We start from the raw sequence: 15964 nt of genomic DNA, 5'->3' as shown, positions 1-15964 counted from the left end.
CTGTAAATGAAAAGAAAATTTGGCATAAGCCAAAAACTCTCTATTTTATTTTACAAAACCAGCCATAGAATGACAACTTATCAAAATCGTCACCTTTGTCAATTCTACATTTATTACATTCTCACCGTCAAGTAGCGATTTGTCACATTATCGTCAATATATACGTGCTAATTGGAGAGAGCCTAAGTTCCTTTCCTCTAAATGAAGAAATTGGCTCTATTTTCGCTTGCTTTTCGTTTACTAACACATGCCACGTTTCTTCTTTCGGAAGTTGCACCGTTTTCGCTTCTAAACTGCTATTAAATAAAACGACAATCTCTTTCCACGGTCCAAACAATTCTACGTACTCTAAGTGGTATGCAAGTACTTCTGGAGATGTTTGCAAAAAAGTCATGTGCTTTTTTATTAAGTCTGCGTTTTGTAATCGGAATGCTCCGTGCTCTTTACGAATCGCAATTAAACCTTTTATATAGTTAACGGTCTCTATTTCTTTCTCTTTTCGATCCCAATCTAATTGATTAATTTCATCATTTGCATTATAACTATTTTCATTCCCTTGCTTCGTACGATAAAACTCTTGCCCAGCATGTAAGAAAGGGATGCCTTGCGACAGAATCACCATTGCAGTTGCTAGCACGTGACGTTTTTTCAAAATCTCTTCCGACTCTTCATTACTGCGCATTAGTTTATCCCACATCGTCATATTGTCATGACATTCTACATAGTTAATGCTTTGCACAGGCTCTAGAAACAAACCTGTTTCTTTCATACTCAAAAGGCTTCCTGATGCTATATACCGCAAATGATTACGGTCTACATGCCCACCAAATGCAAAACCACGTTTATTTATATGAAAGGTACTCCCTTTTATCCCATCACGAAATTGATCATTAAATTGCGCAATATGCGTCATTTTGTTTGCATTATTTAACGTTGCTTTTTCCTCTAGAGGAAGTGGTGTTTGCAGATCCCACCCTTCTCCTAATAGCAATGCATCTCGCTTTATGTTTCGCACTTCTTTTTCTATTATATTGATTGTATCGACATCTAAAATCCCCATTAAGTCGAACCGGAATCCATCAACATTGTATTCCGTAAGCCAATATAAAATAGACTCTACAATGAATTTCCTCATCATTTTCCGTTCAGATGCTATATCATTTCCGACTCCCGTCCCATTAGAAGGCATACCATTTTCACCATGACGAAAATAATATCCTGGGACAAGCTTTTCAAATGATGATAGCTCTCTTTCATACACATGATTATATACAACATCTATAATCACCCTAATGCCGTGTTCATGAAATGTTTCAATCAGTTGCTTACACTCTAAGATCCTGTTATACGGGTCAGATGGGTTTGTAGCATAAAACCCCGTTGGCGCGTTGTAATATAATGGATTGTAACCCCAATTATATGCAGAAGAAGGATTCGCCTCATCTACACCACCGAAACAATATAAAGGCAATAATTCAACATGTGTAACACCTAAATCTTTTATATGAGACAAACCTGTTAACGTCCCATTTCGCCCTGTTGTTCCTTCTTCCATTAGCCCTTTATACGTTCCTTTTTTACTCACTCCACTGCCCTCATGAATAGTAGCATCACGAATATGCAGTTCATACAATATAGCATCTGTCATTGCTTGTAATGGTGGTAATTGCTCTTGCTTTGTTACATTTGTTTTTTCCAAATCGATAACAACGCCGTACTTCCCATTTACAGTCACTGATTTTGCATAAGGATCCACAGCTTCATTCCATATTAAATTAATACAAACAAGAAATGTATACTTTTCCCCGGCTAAATCGCCTTGTAATGTATGAGCCCATACCCCATTTTCTTCTCTGTGCATTTCGTGATCGGTATATTCTTTATCACTTTTATAAATTCTTACTTTCGCAAGCCTCGCAGTTGGAGCCCATACTTTAAATGTAGTTGCTTCTTTTTGATATACAGCCCCTAAATCTGTACCTTCGTAATAATACTTTTCATCGAAAATCTCTGTTCTTATGACAGCACCTATTTGTAAATCTGTTTCTTCATTCCGTTCATCTCGTACTGTATAATACTTCCCCACATCTAGCGGCTCTTCTATAAAGCACTCATACTTCGTTGCATCCGGAAGCGCAATTGTATGAGCAATCGGTAAATCTTTCACGTTACTTCCTTCTTGCAAACGAAATGTCCGACTTGTTCCATACGCATGTGGGAGCAAAATTGTAATTTTATTCATTTCATCTAAATAGGCATCAAATGGACGTTTTACTTTCAACATAAAAAATCACCATCATTCTTAAAGTTAAAATGAAACGAGCTGCAAATGATAAGGCTTTTCTTATCAGCGAAGCCCTATACAGTAACACATTGTTCTTTATAGTATATTCACCTGTATAAAAAACGTTTTCATACATTCTATTTTTGTAATTTTATTTCAGCAATCGCTTTATACTTCGGCGCTTCTTTCACGTGAGATTCGTATAAAGTAATCGTATCCGCTTGAAATGATATTTCAGGCACTTCCTTTATATGTTCTAAAACAAACCTTTTTTCTCCTACCCATTTACGAGCAACAGTAATATGCGGATGATACGGGCGCGTTTCTAAAGAAAATCCATTCCCTTCACAAATAGCGTGTACTTGCTTTTGTAATGGAAACAAATCTTGATTCTCGCTTACCTTTGCCCAAAAAATACGCGGTCTGTCTTCCATACCAAACGTTGAAAACCCTTGTAATGTGAACGATAGTTCTTTCGTTTCTATAAGTGTTTGTAATCCATTCTGTATTCCTTCTAATTGTTCCTCTGTCGCACTACCTAAAAATGAAAGGGTAATATGATAGTCTTCTTTATGTACCCACGAACGAAATGGTAATTCCTCCTGCATTTCCTCTCTATAGTTAGACAGCACTTCTTTTATATGATTTGGTAACGTAATCGCGACAAAATAATGTGGCTCCATGTACATCTTCTCCTTCTTTCTATTGTTGCTTTTCTTTCTTATCTCATTCAGGTAAAAAGAAGCCGCCCTCCAAAATAGAGAGCGGTCATTATTTATATATCCATTATTTCGCTAATTCATGAATTGCTTGCGCATAAATTGCTGTTGCTTTTAATAAGTCCTCAATTTCAATATACTCGTCTTTTTGATGTGCAAGTTCTTCTTTTCCAGGGAACAATGGGCCAAATGCAACACCAGCTTTTAATGAACGAGCGTAAGTACCGCCGCCGATTGCTAATAGTTCTGCTTTTTCACCTGTTTGCTCTTCGTATACACTCTGCAACGTACGAATTAATACGTGATCTTTATCAACGTGATGCGGGCGAGAGTTCGAATAATCCGCTACTGCAAATCCATGAGTACCTACATATTCTTTTAACTTTGCAATCATTTCTTCAAAGTTAGTCGTAACTGGATAACGTACGTTTAATCCTAAATTACCACCATTCTCTTTCGTATAAGAAAGGCGACCAACATTCACTGTCAATGGACCGCTAACTTCATCTTTATAAGCAATCGTAGCCTTTTCTCCAAAAATATCACCAGTAAATGTTTCTGTTGCAAACGTTGCAAATGCATTTGCTTTCCCATCAAGAGCAACTGTCGTTAAGAAGTTTGCCAGTAATAAACCTGCATTTTCTCCTTTTTCAGGAGTAGATCCGTGAGCTGAAATCCCTTTAATTTGCAATGTCACCGTATTACCTTCTACAATTGCTTCACCTATTTTTTTAGCAGTTTGTAAATACTCTTCATATGCTACTGTAAGTGCATTTACATCTTCTCCTGTAACAACCGCTTCTGCAAAATCAGGAACCATATTTAAACGGCGACCTGACTCAAATGAAACAAGTTCATATGCACCTTTCTTCTCTTCACTACCATTTTGCACAACTTGTATATCAGAAATTCCTTTTTCTGCATTAATAATTGGGAAGTCCGCGTCTGGTGCAAAACCGATTGTTGGCATTTCTTCATTTTTAAAGTAGTGATCTACACATTTCCAATTGCTTTCCTCATCTGTTCCTAAAATCATACGAACGCGTTTTGAAAGAGGTAAACCTAATTCTTTCACAATTTTCATCGCATAATAAGCTGCCATCGTTGGGCCTTTATCGTCAATTGCACCACGTGCAAAAATCTTTCCATCGCGAATATCTGCACTATATGCAGGAGTCGTCCAACCATCTCCTTCTGGTACAACGTCAACGTGACAAAGAATACCTACTAATTCTTCTCCTTGTCCCATTTCAAGATGACCTGCATACCCTTCTAAATTTTTAGAAGTAAAACCTTCCGTTTCTCCTTTATGTAACATGAAAGATAGAGCTTTTTCTACACCTTCACCGAACGGTGCGCCCTCTTTTGCCGACTCTTCTTCCCATACACTTTTAATTTGTAAAAATTGTTGTGTATCACGAATTAAATCATCTTTTCGTTTTGCAACTTCTTCTGTCCAATTAATTGCTGACATCACGCATCCATCCTTTACTATATTGTTTCTTTCATCATAACAAACCGAAATCTCTTATGCCATACACGAAAACCAAATACCGAACAATTGTAATATTTCAGATATTTCTCATTAGTTTTTCTTTTATTTTTTCAAAAAAATTTGCAGGAATTTGGCGTTTTACGTAGAATTTTATGTGTTAGTTGACTGACCATATATAAAATGTCAACTACCAATATTTTTCTATATGAATATTTGTTAAATTTCTGTAAAATTTAAGTAGATTAAAGCATGAATTTTATCATGTAGAGTACAATGGTAGTAACGACCTTCTTTCCTGAATGGGGTCAAAAAAACTAGTAGAGGAGTGGTTTTCTCTTGAAACCTACAACTACTCGTATGCTAACACGCATTAAATCAATTTATATGTACATCAATGAAAACGGAACGGTAACGACGAAAGACCTTGTAGATGAGTTCGGGATCACACCGCGAACGATACAACGTGATCTAAATGTGTTGCAGTTTAATGAACTCGTGTATAGCCCTTGCCGCGGTAAGTGGACAACAACAGGAAAGAAAGTGAGAATGACCTCATAACGAAAAATAATTGTATGTAAATAAATACATACCCCTTTCTAACTCATTAGAAAGGGGTCTTTTCTGCGCCTAAAAATAGCACTATTTCTCATTGTCTACTTGATATGTTTTTAACATCTCTACTTCTTCATCTGTTAACTCTCGGTATTGTCCAAGTTCAAGCTCTTCATCTAACACTAACGGTCCCATCTCTGTTCTCTTTAAGTAGACTACTTTTTTCCCTACCGCTTCAAACATACGCTTCACTTGATGGAACTTACCTTCTGTAATGACAAGCTCGATTTCAGAAATATCATCGCTTTTTAATATTGTAAGAGCACCTGGCTTTGTCTCATAGCCATCATCTAAAATAACACCTTTAGCAAACTCTTTTACATCCTCTTCCGTTACTACTCCTGCAACGTGTGCATAATATTTTTTCGGCACATGCTTTTTCGGAGATAACAATTGATGTGATAACTTCCCGTCATTTGTTATTAATAAGAAACCTTCTGTATCAATATCAAGTCTTCCAACTGGGAACGGATTAAAAATTGCATCCTCTAACTCTAATAAATCTATTACCGTTTCATGATTATCATCTTCTGTCGCTGAAATAACGCCTTGTGGTTTATGCATCATTAAGTAAACAAACTCTTTATATTCCACAACTTCACCGTGAATCATAACTTCTTGTTCTTCTACATTTACATGAACCTTTGCATCTTTCACCGATATTCCATCAATTTTCACAACGCCGTCTTTCAATAATTTCTTTACTTCTTTTCTACTACCATATCCCATATTTGCTAATAATTTATCTAATCTCACGTTTTTCACCTTCTTTATTTATCATAGAAAAGGGGACGTAATTACGCCCCTTTTGATTTCAACTTTATTTTGAATCTATTGCCAAGTTTACGTTGGATCTTCTCTAACGCTTCCCCGCCAAATACTCTTTCAAGTACTCCTGTGCGAATCGCTAACAATCCGTAAACAAGGCCGCCAAGACCTGCACAAATCGCAACTGTAATAAGAGCACCAATTCGGCTATCAGGCGAAATCATGAAGGACAGAATCCATTGTGATAATTTCACCGTAACGACCATTACAAGTGTTAATACTGCAATTTGGAATGTTCTCTTATATACAACACCGAATGAATAGTGTGCGTATTTTTTAATTTGTTGATTTGTGTACCAAACAGAAGCTAAGAAACCAACAGCTGTCGCTAGAATTGCCCCTACTGTACCGAAGTAACGAATAAAGACTACGTTACATACAAATTTCAAAATAACACCCATTATAAGTGCGATAATCGCATGCTTTTGTTGGTTAATACCTTGCAAGATTGCCGCTGTTACTGTAAATAAAGCAAATAACAACGCAACCGGTGCATACCACATTAATACTTGTCCACCTAATGGATCTGAATCGTAAAACGCAGTATAAATCGGATATGCAAGTGATGAAATACCGACAACTGCTGGCAATGTTAAGAACATATTTGCCTGGAATGTTTGTGTAATTTGTAACTTTAAATAACGGTATTGCTTTTCAGTAAATGATTTTGTAATCGCTGGTACGAGCGTCAAACTAAACGCTGTCGCAAGTGATACAGGAATCATAATTAATTTATGCGTCCACATTGTGAAAATACCGAGCGCTCGCTCTGCAATATCACCTTGGCCAATCGCTTGCATAATTGAGTTAAATGTCAATGTATCAATTTGTTGATATAAAGGAATTGTTAACCCAATTACAACGTAAGGAATCGCATATGCAAATAATTCTTTAAATAATTGAACAGTACTCACTGTCGATTCTGGTACAGTTTGTTCAATTAAATATTGATCCAAATGTTTTTTACGTTTTAGCCAGTACCAAATGAGTACACCGAGCGCTCCAACTGCTGAAACGAATGCAGCAAATGTCGCTACCCCAACTGCCGTTGCAACTGTACCGCCAAGTACTTTAATAACGATAAAACTACCCGCTAATAAAAAGACGATACGAATGATTTGTTCAATAATTTGCGAAACAGTAGTTGGTCCCATCGATTGGTGACCTTGGAAATAACCACGAATTAAACTTGCTGCCGGCACAACAATAAGTGCAAAACTCACAAGACGAATAATCGTCGTAACTTCTCCTATATTACTGTGTACACTTTGTTTACCAAGCATTGCTTCTGCAAACAACGGCGCCGTCATGTACAGTACTAGGAATGAAAGAACTCCTGTTACTATCATCATAACCATTCCCGAGCGGAACATTCTCCGGCTCGTTTTATAATCGCCAAGCGCATTATATTTGGAAACGAATTTTGAAACAGCAAGCGGCACCCCTGCCGTTGCAATACTTAAAAAGATCGTATATGGAATGTATCCATATGTATAGAGCGTTCCGCCTTCTGTCCCTACTAATGCATGAAACGGAAAGACGTAAATCATGCCTAAGAACTTCACTAAAAATGTCCCTAACGTAACGATGAGCGTTCCGCGCAGAAATTTCGAATCGGACATACAAAAATCCTCCTACATCTACATAAAGTGAAACTATAATTAATTTACTATTCGAGCATTCGAGAACTATTAGACTTCCCTTAAATCTTAAGGTTTTAGTCCTATGGTCCACAAATAGCAGGATAGTGCTGAACTCTAACTTTTGTATTGTACCACAATTCTCTCCTTAAGCAGTACTTCACTCTATTTTTCTTTTAAGGGAAAACATGCTATTCTTTTAGGCAGGAAATGTAGAAAATGAGGTCGATATATTATGCATTATGATGTTATTGTCATCGGCGGCGGGCCTTCTGGGCTAATGGCTACAATCGGTGCTGCAGAAGAAGGCGCAAGCGTCTTACTTCTTGATAAAGGAAATAAACTAGGGCGTAAACTTGCGATTTCAGGTGGTGGCCGTTGTAACGTAACGAACCGTCTACCACTTGATGAAATCGTTAAACATATACCAGGAAATGGCCGCTTCTTATACAGCGCTTTTTCTATTTTTAATAATGAAGATATTATTACATTCTTCGAAAATCTTGGTGTAAAACTGAAAGAAGAGGATCATGGCCGCATGTTCCCTGTTTCAAATAAAGCGCAATCGGTAGTAGACGCACTTTTAACACGATTAAAAGATTTAGGTGTAAAGATCCGCACGAATACACCTGTTGAAACGATTGAATATGAAAATGGTCAAACGAAAGCAGTCGTACTAAAGACTGGCGAAGTGCTAGAAACAAATCACGTCGTTATCGCTGTTGGCGGAAAATCTGTTCCTCAAACTGGTTCTACTGGCGACGGATATGCTTGGGCTAAAAAAGCTGGACATACAATTACAGAATTATTCCCAACAGAAGTACCAATCCTTTCAAACGAACCATTTATTCAAGATCGTTCATTACAAGGACTTGCTTTGCGAGACGTAAACTTAAGTGTATTAAACCCGAAAGGAAAGGCAATCATTTCTCACAAAATGGACATGCTCTTCACTCACTTCGGTTTATCTGGTCCTGCTGCCCTTCGCTGTAGTCAATTCGTTGTAAAAGCACTGAAGAAGTTCAAAACGAATACAGTGAAAATGAGCATCGATGCATTGCCAGAAGAAAATAGTGAACAACTATTCCAGCGCATGCTGAAACAAATGAAAGAAGATCCGAAAAAAGGAATTAAAAACGTGTTAAAAGGTTATGTACCTGAACGTTACTTCCTATTCTTATTAGAAAAAAATGAAATTGACGGTAGCGAACAAGCTGGACAAGTTTCTCACGAAAAAATTCGTGCACTTGTGAAAGACTTTAAAGAATTTACTGTAAACGTAAATGGTACGCAGTCAATTGAAAAAGCATTCGTTACTGGCGGCGGTGTATCTGTTAAAGAGATTAACCCAAAAGAAATGTCTTCTAAATTCACGAACGGCTTATATTTCTGCGGGGAAGTTCTTGATATTCACGGTTATACTGGTGGCTATAACATTACATCTGCTCTCGTTACTGGTAGAATCGCCGGAACAACAGCTGGAGAAAATGCAAAAATGCAATATTAAACTGAGAAACAGGGATTCCTGTTTCTTTTTTTATAGGTACATGAAATTATTATCGACGATTACGCAGATATATCAGCGATTCTGTAATTTTATCGGCGATTTTCCAAATTTATCAGCGATTCTACAACTTATATCGGCGATTTCTCAAATATATCGACTTACCGACAAGAAGCAACAAATATCCGCTCCATGTAACTTCCCATTGCTTTTTTGTTGCTTTATATACCTTAGTACCTTTATATTTTATATTGTTGAATATTTGAAAAAGGGTAAGGGGAAAACATATGAGAAAAAAAGTCATGATGTCTTTAATGCTAATGACGTTTCTTTCTGCAGTAGAAGGAACGATTGTTAGTACAGCAATCCCTCGTATAACGAGTGATTTGTCAGGCGTTGAACTTGTTAGCTGGGTTTACGCAATTTACATGCTTGCCACAGCGGTTTCAACTCCAATATACGGAAAGCTAGCTGATTTATTTGGCCGTAAAAAAGTTTTACTTATTGGAGCTACAATCTTTTTAGTCGGTTCTGCACTTTGCGGTGTCGTTACATCAATGGAACAATTAATCTTCTTCCGCGCACTTCAGGGTATCGGTGCTGGTGCTGTTATGCCGATCACAATGACGATTATTGGAGACTTATATAGCGAAGCGAAAGACCGCGCGAAAGCACAAGGCTGGATGAGTGCTGTTTGGGGCGTCTCAGGTGTTATCGGACCATTAGTCGGCGGATTTTTAGTTGATTCTCTTTCTTGGCGTTATATTTTCTTCTTAAACGTTCCATTTGGAATTATCGCTTGCTTAATGATTGCAATTTATTACAAAGAATCTATTAAGCCTGCTAAGCACCATATCGACTATCTTGGTGCAACAGTATTCTCACTAAGTACGATTGCTCTACTATACGCATTATTAACAGGTAGCAGTAAGCAAAACTGGGGAGATGTAACAATTATCGGCCTATTAATCTTCGCCGTCGTTTCATTCATTATTTTCTTATTCATCGAGAAAAAATCTCCGGAACCATTAATTCCGCTAGCACTTTTCTCTAACCGTACATTATCTACGATAAATATATTAACGCTTATCGCTGGCGCAATGATTATTAGTATTACAATGTACCTTCCAATTTGGAGCCAAGGTGTATTAGGAAAAAATGCGACAGAAGCCGGACTTATTTTAATGCCAATCCCTGTTATGTGGACATTTGGCGCTATTTTCTCCGGTAACTTAGTCGGCAAATTAAAAACGAAACAAATCATTTTACTTGGAGCTAGCATTTTATCAGTCGCTACGTTCTTATTATTTACATTATCAACAAATTCACCATCGTTCCTTATTTATGTAGCAGTCGGATTATTTGGCTTAGGAATGGGGCTTGTAACACCTATTTACATGGTAACAATTCAAGCAGCCGTACCAGCTCATACACGCGGAACAGCCGTTGGTTTAAACACATTTATTAATACATTTAGCCAAACATTAGGTGCGGCAGTATTCGGTACAATCTTTAATACGATGATTCACGCACGTGGCATTAAAAACCTTGATCTTGTATCTGGCGGACACGGCGGAGCTACAGCAAACGTAGTAACTGAATCACAATCTGCATTAGCATCAAGTGTACACGTTATTTATATGAGCACTTTCGTATTAGCAGTATGTACATTAATTATCGCTTGGCTTTTATTAAAGCCCGCTACACAAACAAGTGAGCAATAAGAAAGAGGATGACCATTTCGGTCATCCTCTTTTACTCTTCATTCTCCACAATATGTTTCAGCATGGACAATTTATTATCCCAAAAACGTTCATAATATGAGAGCCACTGTTGTAATTCCTCTAATGGTTCTGGATGCAAGCGATATATCTTCTCTCTTCCGCTCTTTCTTCCGCTTACTAAATTCGCTTCCGAAAGAATATGAAGGTGCTTTACAACCGCGGTACGACTCATCGGAAAATGATCCGTTATTTTGGAAATCGGTAACTCTTTATCACTTAATAACCGTATTACTTCTCGGCGGGTTGGATCAGCAATTGCTTGAAATACATCATATTTCGCTGCTGATGAGGACACTTAGCCTTCGACAACCTTTTTCAGTTTTTCATTTACAATTGCTACCCAGCCTCCGCTCATTCTGTCGCGAATAATAGAGCTCTTCGCATTCGCTTTCGGAAGAATTTCATCAGGATGTTTCCAGCCGCCGTGAATTAACGTAAATTCTGTTTCATTATCCCCTAAGTCCTTCAAATGAAATGAAACAATCCAGCCATCTGTATCCCATGAGAAAGATAGATAGTTTGGCTCATCGATTTCTAACACTTTACATGGTGATGGTCCAAACGGTGATTGCACATGAAATTCATGTCCTACCTCTAATACAAAATCATTTGGCATAAACCATGAGGCAATCCCTTCTGCAGTGGATACTACATTCCACACCTTTTGAATAGACGCGTTAAAAACGATCGTTTGTTTAATATCAGTTAATGTATGTTGTTGTTCCATTTTCATTCTCCTTTATTCGGCCTCAAATATAACACCTTTTGGTTTCATTTAGATAATATAACACCTTTTAGTTTCATGTCAACGCTAACTCTTTTTTACTGTTGAGAAATTCTCAACATTTTTTCAACAGGACAAACACCCTCTGCACATTTCCTCATAATATACTCACAAAGGCAACAAAAAATAAAAACTTCTCTCAACATGAAACTCCATCATTCATCTTGAAAGAAGCGCCTTACGTATATCATGCGTATTTCGTCTCTCCTCCTTCCCTCAGGGACACTACGCGAGATATAAAAAATCAGAAGGAATATGCCCACCATTTGAGTCGGTAGTTATTTCTCTTCTCCTCAACATTTCCTTAGGAGCGAAATGACTGCCGACTCACTTTTTTCAAACAAAAATAAAAAGGGGATGAAAGCTATGTTCTATTGCATTAACTGCTCTGATATTCACCATGAAAAACATCCGAATGATAAAGTATTTAAAAACGGTTTTTATATTGATCCATTTTTAGGTGATCGTTATCACCTTGGTATGTGTAAAGATGCCCAAAATCATGAGACAGGGGAGCCTCTTTTAACGACAAAGAAATTAGGCGCAACCCAATCTATTATGAACGTATTACCGACACATGTTGTCCCAACATAAAGCATAAAAAAGAGCTGGCTCATCCAGCTCTTTTTTATGCTTTATAAACGATCATTGCTGAAAAACAATAAATTTGATTTTCGTCATCGTTAATAGAAACACCGACTTGGTACTTAATGTCTACAAAGTTACTATCATCAATCTTTTTCAAAAAAACATTTACAGCGTCTTCTAAGTCTTTTTCGTGACTTTCATCAAATACTTTTACACGAATCATGTTAACACCATCCTAGATCGCAGCCCTCCGCCGCTTGATTATTGCCACGGTGCGTATCTATGATGCGATAAAACTTTCCGTCTTCATATATATATCCGTCTTCTAACACATATTGTTTACCTTCAGTATAGACATAAAACTTACCTATCATAAATTTACTCGTATACAATTCCAAATAATCTGGTCTAAATTTAGCTACCACTTTATTTGTAATATCAATTTTTATTGTGCGCCCCACCTTCTCTCCCTCCTTTGCAAAGAACGGATTTAGGTATATTGTATTAGCGATTTTACATTTTATGCTTAAAAATAAGTGGATATGCCTCCTTTCTCCACCTGTACTATTTTTCTAAAAAAATCATCCATAAATAAAAGCAAAAAAATATATATATAAAAAGAGCTTTTACTTATTGACTCAAATATAATTATTATGGTATTATATAAAATTTGACATTTTAATTAACTTATGCTATCATTAAAGATGGTTACCACATATGGAGGTGGATGATTTGTTTCAAATTGGTGATAAAATCGTTTATCCAATGAACGGCGCAGGAGTCATCGAAGCCATTGAAGAGAAAGAAATATTAGGAACAATACGTCAATATTGTGTAATACGTATCATTAGTAAAGATATGCAAGTAATGCTTCCGATGGATCAATTACAAAAATCAGGTATTCGTTATATCGTAGATAAAGGTACGTTAGATGATATACTTCTTGAATTTCAAAACGGGGAATCAGATACATCACTTTCCTGGAAACAAAGATATACAATGAATATGGAAAAAATGAAAAACGGCAATCTGCAAGATAGTGCAGAAGTTGTTCGAGATTTACTTCGCCGCAATAAAGAGAGAGCTTTAAATGCGAGCGAAAAACAAATGCTAGATAACGCCCGAAAAATGATGATTAGTGAAGTTGCACTCGTACAAAATGTTTCTGAACATCAAGCAACAGAATATCTTCAAGATACAATGAATCACTAAATTTAAAATAGCTGGCCGCTATTTTTTTTTGTAAAAAAAGGACGAAGAGTTTTATCTCTTCGTCCTTTTCTATTACCCACGTCCAGCTTGAAACGATGGATATAACGTCATTCCGCCATCTGCAAATAGCGTAATTCCAGTTACATAACTCGCCTCTGACGAAGCGAGCCAAGTTGCTACTGCTGCAATTTCTTCTGGTTTTCCAATGTAGCCCATCGGTATCATACTTTCTACGTCAGCACGTTTTTTAGGATCAGCAAACTTTTCTGCATTGATCGGCGTATTAATTGCACCTGGTCCAATATTATTTACTCGAATACCTTTTGGTGCATATTCCATCGCTAACGTTTCTGTCATTAATTTAATACCGCCCTTACTGGCTGCATAATGCACGAATAGCGGCCACGGAATTTTCTCATGAACACTCGACATGTTAATGATAGATCCTTTAATATCGTGTTCTACAAAATATTTAATCGCTTCACGGCTTCCTAAAAAAGCGCCTGTTAAATTTGTATTAATTACTTTATTCCAATCTTCAAGCGGCATTTCATGCGACGGTACCGCATTTTCTATCCCTGCATTATTAATCATAACGTCAAGCGTACCAAACTCTTTCACAGCAGATTGAATGAGGTTCACAACATCAGATTCAACCGTCACATCACCTTTTACAGCAATCGCCTCTCCGCCTACTTTTTTAATTTCTTCTAATACATCATGCGCTTCTGACTCCCGTGAGCGATAGTTAATAACCACTTTCGCTTTCTCCTTGGCAAACCTTATTCCCATCGCTCTCCCAAGACCAGTTGCTGATCCTGTAATAACGACAACCTTTCCTGCTAAATCGCTATACATTTCCATACCTCCTTTAACTTTTTGCTATACCTAACATAATTCCGGCGGCAATAATAAAAACGATACCGACAACGATACCCGTTAATTGGCGTTTCGTTTTTCTTTCACCTAATATAAGAATCCCGCCAAGTGTCGAAATAATAATTCCCATTTGCGATAGCGAGAAACTTGTTGCCACTCCAACACGCGGCTGTGAAATGAATAAAAACATATTTCCAGCTGCCCAAATTAATCCTGGAATAATATTTCGTATTGCATATTTATTAAATGGATGATGTTTAAAAGTAAGCAAAATCCCTCCTAACACCATACCAACTGCTTGTGGTAACAAAGCTGACCAACCATCTACGTTAAATAGTCTAATCACTACTACATAAACTAAATAACCGACTGTTGAAATTAATAAAATGATAATGCCCCTTTTAAAATTCCCCGCTTGCTCTGCATTCTTTTCTTCTTCACTTTGAAGCGATGTTAAAATAACACCGATAATAATACACACAAGCGCCAATACACCAAGGACGACTGATATTGTTGTGGACCACTCATGAAATACGATGACTCCAAATAAAGTCGTCGAAACTAATTGAAGTCCCGTTGAAATCGGCATCGTTCTCGAAACGCCCATTAAATCAATACTTTTTAATTGATTCGCCTGACCAAGCGCCCAAAATAAGCCTGACACAATTCCAACTCCGATAACAGTTGGGGTCAACACTGGTTTCATAAAAATATAAACAACAATCGAGAAAATAAGTGCGCCAAACGTTGTACCGAGCGTTTGACTATAAGGCCCCCCGCCCAGTTTTACGTTAAATAGCACAATACTTCCCCAAAATATAGCTGGTAAAATCGCTAAAAATATATCCATCGCTCATTACCTTTCTTTACTAAATGTCATAGGTTATCACTCTGAATCAGTAGAGTGAGCTTTTATTTTTTCTTTTTCCCTTTCACAAATCTTTTCTGCAATAGCACCAGAAACATTCTTTTCTCGCTCCACTTTCTTTATCCTTACGTGATCTAAATAATCTTCCAAAGTAAGCGTAACTTTATCATTCGGTGGATTATGCGCTCCTTGAAATGTAAGAAATTGTAGCGTCACTTCATATCTAGGAACGAACTCACCATTCTTGCCGAGACGCTTTATATTGATAACTGAAGCACATTCATATTGGTCTTCCGTCACTTGTCTTATCACAGAATAATATCGATTTAATAGCGCACTTTCTAAAAGTTGTTCATTCGATTCTTTTGCCAAAGAATAACTTGGAAAAAAGGAAAAGATAGAGCATATCATTGTTAGCATTACACATAATTTTTTCATAACGCCCTCCTTGTTCTATACGTTAGTGTTCTCAAAAACGCCATAAAAAAACGACTTTCCCTACTTAGGAAAGTCGTTTTAATGAATCCAATATTAACCACCGCTCACTGGCGGGATTAGTGCAACAACATCACCAGATTGAATCGTATCTTCTTCATTTGCATATTCTTCATTAATCGCAACCATAATTGGTTCTGTGACTGGTACATTATATTCTTTTGCAACAACATCTTTTAACTCTGCAACCGTAATACTTTCTTTCTCTATTTGTAATTCACTTCTTCCTGCTTCTTCTTGTAAGTTAGCAAATAACAATACTCGAATCATAC

At 37.1% G+C, this 15964-nt stretch carries 18 protein-coding genes; 5 read left to right on the top strand and 13 right to left on the bottom strand.

Going from position 1 to position 15964, the window contains the following annotated elements; translation table 11 throughout:
- Positions 1-142 precede the first annotated feature (142 nt).
- From pulA to pepV, 3 genes are all read right to left on the bottom strand, one after another.
- Positions 143-2284: a type I pullulanase gene (gene pulA, locus AC0L0O_RS00930; protein WP_000921731.1), complete on the bottom strand. Its 2142-nt coding sequence runs from the start codon at positions 2282-2284 to the stop codon at positions 143-145.
- A 137-nt stretch (positions 2285-2421) separates the two neighbouring features.
- Positions 2422-2967: an RNA 2',3'-cyclic phosphodiesterase gene (gene thpR, locus AC0L0O_RS00925; protein WP_000433238.1), complete on the bottom strand. Its 546-nt coding sequence runs from the start codon at positions 2965-2967 to the stop codon at positions 2422-2424.
- A 103-nt stretch (positions 2968-3070) separates the two neighbouring features.
- Positions 3071-4477: a dipeptidase PepV gene (gene pepV / locus AC0L0O_RS00920; protein WP_375361486.1), complete on the bottom strand. Its 1407-nt coding sequence runs from the start codon at positions 4475-4477 to the stop codon at positions 3071-3073.
- Positions 4478-4834: 357 nt separating this feature from the next.
- Between pepV and AC0L0O_RS00915 the strand changes: the two genes are divergently transcribed.
- Positions 4835-5056 carry a DeoR family transcriptional regulator gene (locus tag AC0L0O_RS00915; RefSeq protein ID WP_000805512.1) on the top strand — a complete coding sequence of 74 codons (222 nt, stop codon included), beginning with the start codon at positions 4835-4837 and terminating at the stop codon, positions 5054-5056.
- An 81-nt stretch (positions 5057-5137) separates the two neighbouring features.
- Here AC0L0O_RS00915 and AC0L0O_RS00910 read toward each other — a convergent pair whose 3' ends face one another.
- Both AC0L0O_RS00910 and AC0L0O_RS00905 read right to left on the bottom strand, forming a co-directional pair.
- Complete coding sequence (locus AC0L0O_RS00910) at positions 5138-5866, bottom strand: pseudouridine synthase (RefSeq protein WP_001234934.1); 729 nt, start codon at positions 5864-5866, stop codon at positions 5138-5140.
- A gap of 41 nt (positions 5867-5907) precedes the next feature.
- Positions 5908-7560, bottom strand: a complete 1653-nt coding sequence (locus tag AC0L0O_RS00905; RefSeq protein WP_001284051.1) for a putative polysaccharide biosynthesis protein — start codon at positions 7558-7560, stop codon at positions 5908-5910.
- Between the two features lie 253 nt (positions 7561-7813).
- Between AC0L0O_RS00905 and AC0L0O_RS00900 the strand changes: the two genes are divergently transcribed.
- A complete protein-coding gene (locus AC0L0O_RS00900) occupies positions 7814-9085 on the top strand; it encodes a BaiN/RdsA family NAD(P)/FAD-dependent oxidoreductase (protein WP_473785613.1) in 1272 nt (423 codons plus the stop codon).
- A 284-nt stretch (positions 9086-9369) separates the two neighbouring features.
- Positions 9370-10806: an MDR family MFS transporter gene (locus AC0L0O_RS00895; RefSeq protein WP_001228027.1), complete on the top strand. Its 1437-nt coding sequence runs from the start codon at positions 9370-9372 to the stop codon at positions 10804-10806.
- A gap of 31 nt (positions 10807-10837) precedes the next feature.
- Here AC0L0O_RS00895 and AC0L0O_RS00890 read toward each other — a convergent pair whose 3' ends face one another.
- Together AC0L0O_RS00890 and AC0L0O_RS00885 are read right to left on the bottom strand one after the other, a co-directional pair.
- Positions 10838-11161, bottom strand: coding sequence for an ArsR/SmtB family transcription factor (locus tag AC0L0O_RS00890; protein ID WP_000098837.1), 324 nt, complete (start codon positions 11159-11161; stop codon positions 10838-10840).
- Entirely contained in the window at positions 11162-11593 is a 432-nt protein-coding gene (locus AC0L0O_RS00885) for an SRPBCC family protein (RefSeq protein WP_473785612.1), read from the bottom strand.
- A gap of 423 nt (positions 11594-12016) precedes the next feature.
- Here AC0L0O_RS00885 and AC0L0O_RS00880 point away from each other — a divergent pair, with 423 nt between their 5' ends.
- Positions 12017-12244, top strand: a complete 228-nt coding sequence (locus AC0L0O_RS00880; protein ID WP_000498984.1) for a DUF3973 domain-containing protein — start codon at positions 12017-12019, stop codon at positions 12242-12244.
- A gap of 34 nt (positions 12245-12278) precedes the next feature.
- Here the strand turns inward: AC0L0O_RS00880 and AC0L0O_RS00875 are convergent, their stop codons facing one another.
- Positions 12279-12461 carry a sporulation protein Cse60 gene (locus AC0L0O_RS00875; protein WP_000621751.1) on the bottom strand — a complete coding sequence of 61 codons (183 nt, stop codon included), beginning with the start codon at positions 12459-12461 and terminating at the stop codon, positions 12279-12281.
- Position 12462: 1 nt separating this feature from the next.
- The gene (locus AC0L0O_RS00870; RefSeq protein ID WP_000533800.1) at positions 12463-12699 is read right to left on the bottom strand and encodes a DUF2553 family protein; all 237 of its coding nucleotides are present in this window, start codon (positions 12697-12699) and stop codon (positions 12463-12465) included.
- Positions 12700-12955: 256 nt separating this feature from the next.
- Here AC0L0O_RS00870 and AC0L0O_RS00865 point away from each other — a divergent pair, with 256 nt between their 5' ends.
- Positions 12956-13450 carry a CarD family transcriptional regulator gene (locus AC0L0O_RS00865; RefSeq protein WP_001982618.1) on the top strand — a complete coding sequence of 165 codons (495 nt, stop codon included), beginning with the start codon at positions 12956-12958 and terminating at the stop codon, positions 13448-13450.
- Between the two features lie 72 nt (positions 13451-13522).
- On the opposite strand, the gene AC0L0O_RS00860 is transcribed toward AC0L0O_RS00865, so the two are convergent.
- The 4 genes from AC0L0O_RS00860 to moaD all read right to left on the bottom strand — a co-directional run bounded on the left by AC0L0O_RS00860 (position 13523) and on the right by moaD (position 15962).
- Positions 13523-14308: a glucose 1-dehydrogenase gene (locus AC0L0O_RS00860; RefSeq protein ID WP_473785611.1), complete on the bottom strand. Its 786-nt coding sequence runs from the start codon at positions 14306-14308 to the stop codon at positions 13523-13525.
- A 13-nt stretch (positions 14309-14321) separates the two neighbouring features.
- Positions 14322-15179, bottom strand: coding sequence for a glucose uptake protein GlcU (gene glcU / locus AC0L0O_RS00855; RefSeq protein ID WP_000350858.1), 858 nt, complete (start codon positions 15177-15179; stop codon positions 14322-14324).
- A gap of 36 nt (positions 15180-15215) precedes the next feature.
- Entirely contained in the window at positions 15216-15635 is a 420-nt protein-coding gene (locus tag AC0L0O_RS00850; RefSeq protein ID WP_000732106.1) for a DUF3888 domain-containing protein, read from the bottom strand.
- 93 nt (positions 15636-15728) lie between these two features.
- The gene (moaD, locus tag AC0L0O_RS00845) at positions 15729-15962 is read right to left on the bottom strand and encodes a molybdopterin converting factor subunit 1 (RefSeq protein WP_000621794.1); all 234 of its coding nucleotides are present in this window, start codon (positions 15960-15962) and stop codon (positions 15729-15731) included.
- Between the last annotated feature and the right edge of the window lie 2 nt (positions 15963-15964).

The sequence above is a fragment of the Bacillus sp. GS3m_15504 genome (genome assembly GCF_055825275.1).
This window is presented reverse-complemented; position numbering and strand designations above follow the sequence as displayed.

What these genes read in the sequence shown, in the direction of transcription:
- pulA (WP_000921731.1), bottom strand. Translation starts at nt 2,284, where the DNA reads ATGTTGAAAGTAAAACGTCCATTTGATGCCTATTTAGATGAAATGAAT.
- thpR (WP_000433238.1), bottom strand. Translation starts at nt 2,967, where the DNA reads ATGGAGCCACATTATTTTGTCGCGATTACGTTACCAAATCATATAAAA.
- pepV (WP_375361486.1), bottom strand. Translation starts at nt 4,477, where the DNA reads ATGTCAGCAATTAATTGGACAGAAGAAGTTGCAAAACGAAAAGATGAT.
- AC0L0O_RS00905 (WP_001284051.1), bottom strand. Translation starts at nt 7,560, where the DNA reads ATGTCCGATTCGAAATTTCTGCGCGGAACGCTCATCGTTACGTTAGGG.
- AC0L0O_RS00900 (WP_473785613.1), top strand. Translation starts at nt 7,814, where the DNA reads ATGCATTATGATGTTATTGTCATCGGCGGCGGGCCTTCTGGGCTAATG.
- AC0L0O_RS00895 (WP_001228027.1), top strand. Translation starts at nt 9,370, where the DNA reads ATGAGAAAAAAAGTCATGATGTCTTTAATGCTAATGACGTTTCTTTCT.
- AC0L0O_RS00885 (WP_473785612.1), bottom strand. Translation starts at nt 11,593, where the DNA reads ATGGAACAACAACATACATTAACTGATATTAAACAAACGATCGTTTTT.
- AC0L0O_RS00880 (WP_000498984.1), top strand. Translation starts at nt 12,017, where the DNA reads ATGTTCTATTGCATTAACTGCTCTGATATTCACCATGAAAAACATCCG.
- AC0L0O_RS00875 (WP_000621751.1), bottom strand. Translation starts at nt 12,461, where the DNA reads ATGATTCGTGTAAAAGTATTTGATGAAAGTCACGAAAAAGACTTAGAA.
- AC0L0O_RS00865 (WP_001982618.1), top strand. Translation starts at nt 12,956, where the DNA reads ATGGAGGTGGATGATTTGTTTCAAATTGGTGATAAAATCGTTTATCCA.
- AC0L0O_RS00860 (WP_473785611.1), bottom strand. Translation starts at nt 14,308, where the DNA reads ATGTATAGCGATTTAGCAGGAAAGGTTGTCGTTATTACAGGATCAGCA.
- glcU (WP_000350858.1), bottom strand. Translation starts at nt 15,179, where the DNA reads ATGGATATATTTTTAGCGATTTTACCAGCTATATTTTGGGGAAGTATT.
- AC0L0O_RS00850 (WP_000732106.1), bottom strand. Translation starts at nt 15,635, where the DNA reads ATGAAAAAATTATGTGTAATGCTAACAATGATATGCTCTATCTTTTCC.
- moaD (WP_000621794.1), bottom strand. Translation starts at nt 15,962, where the DNA reads ATGATTCGAGTATTGTTATTTGCTAACTTACAAGAAGAAGCAGGAAGA.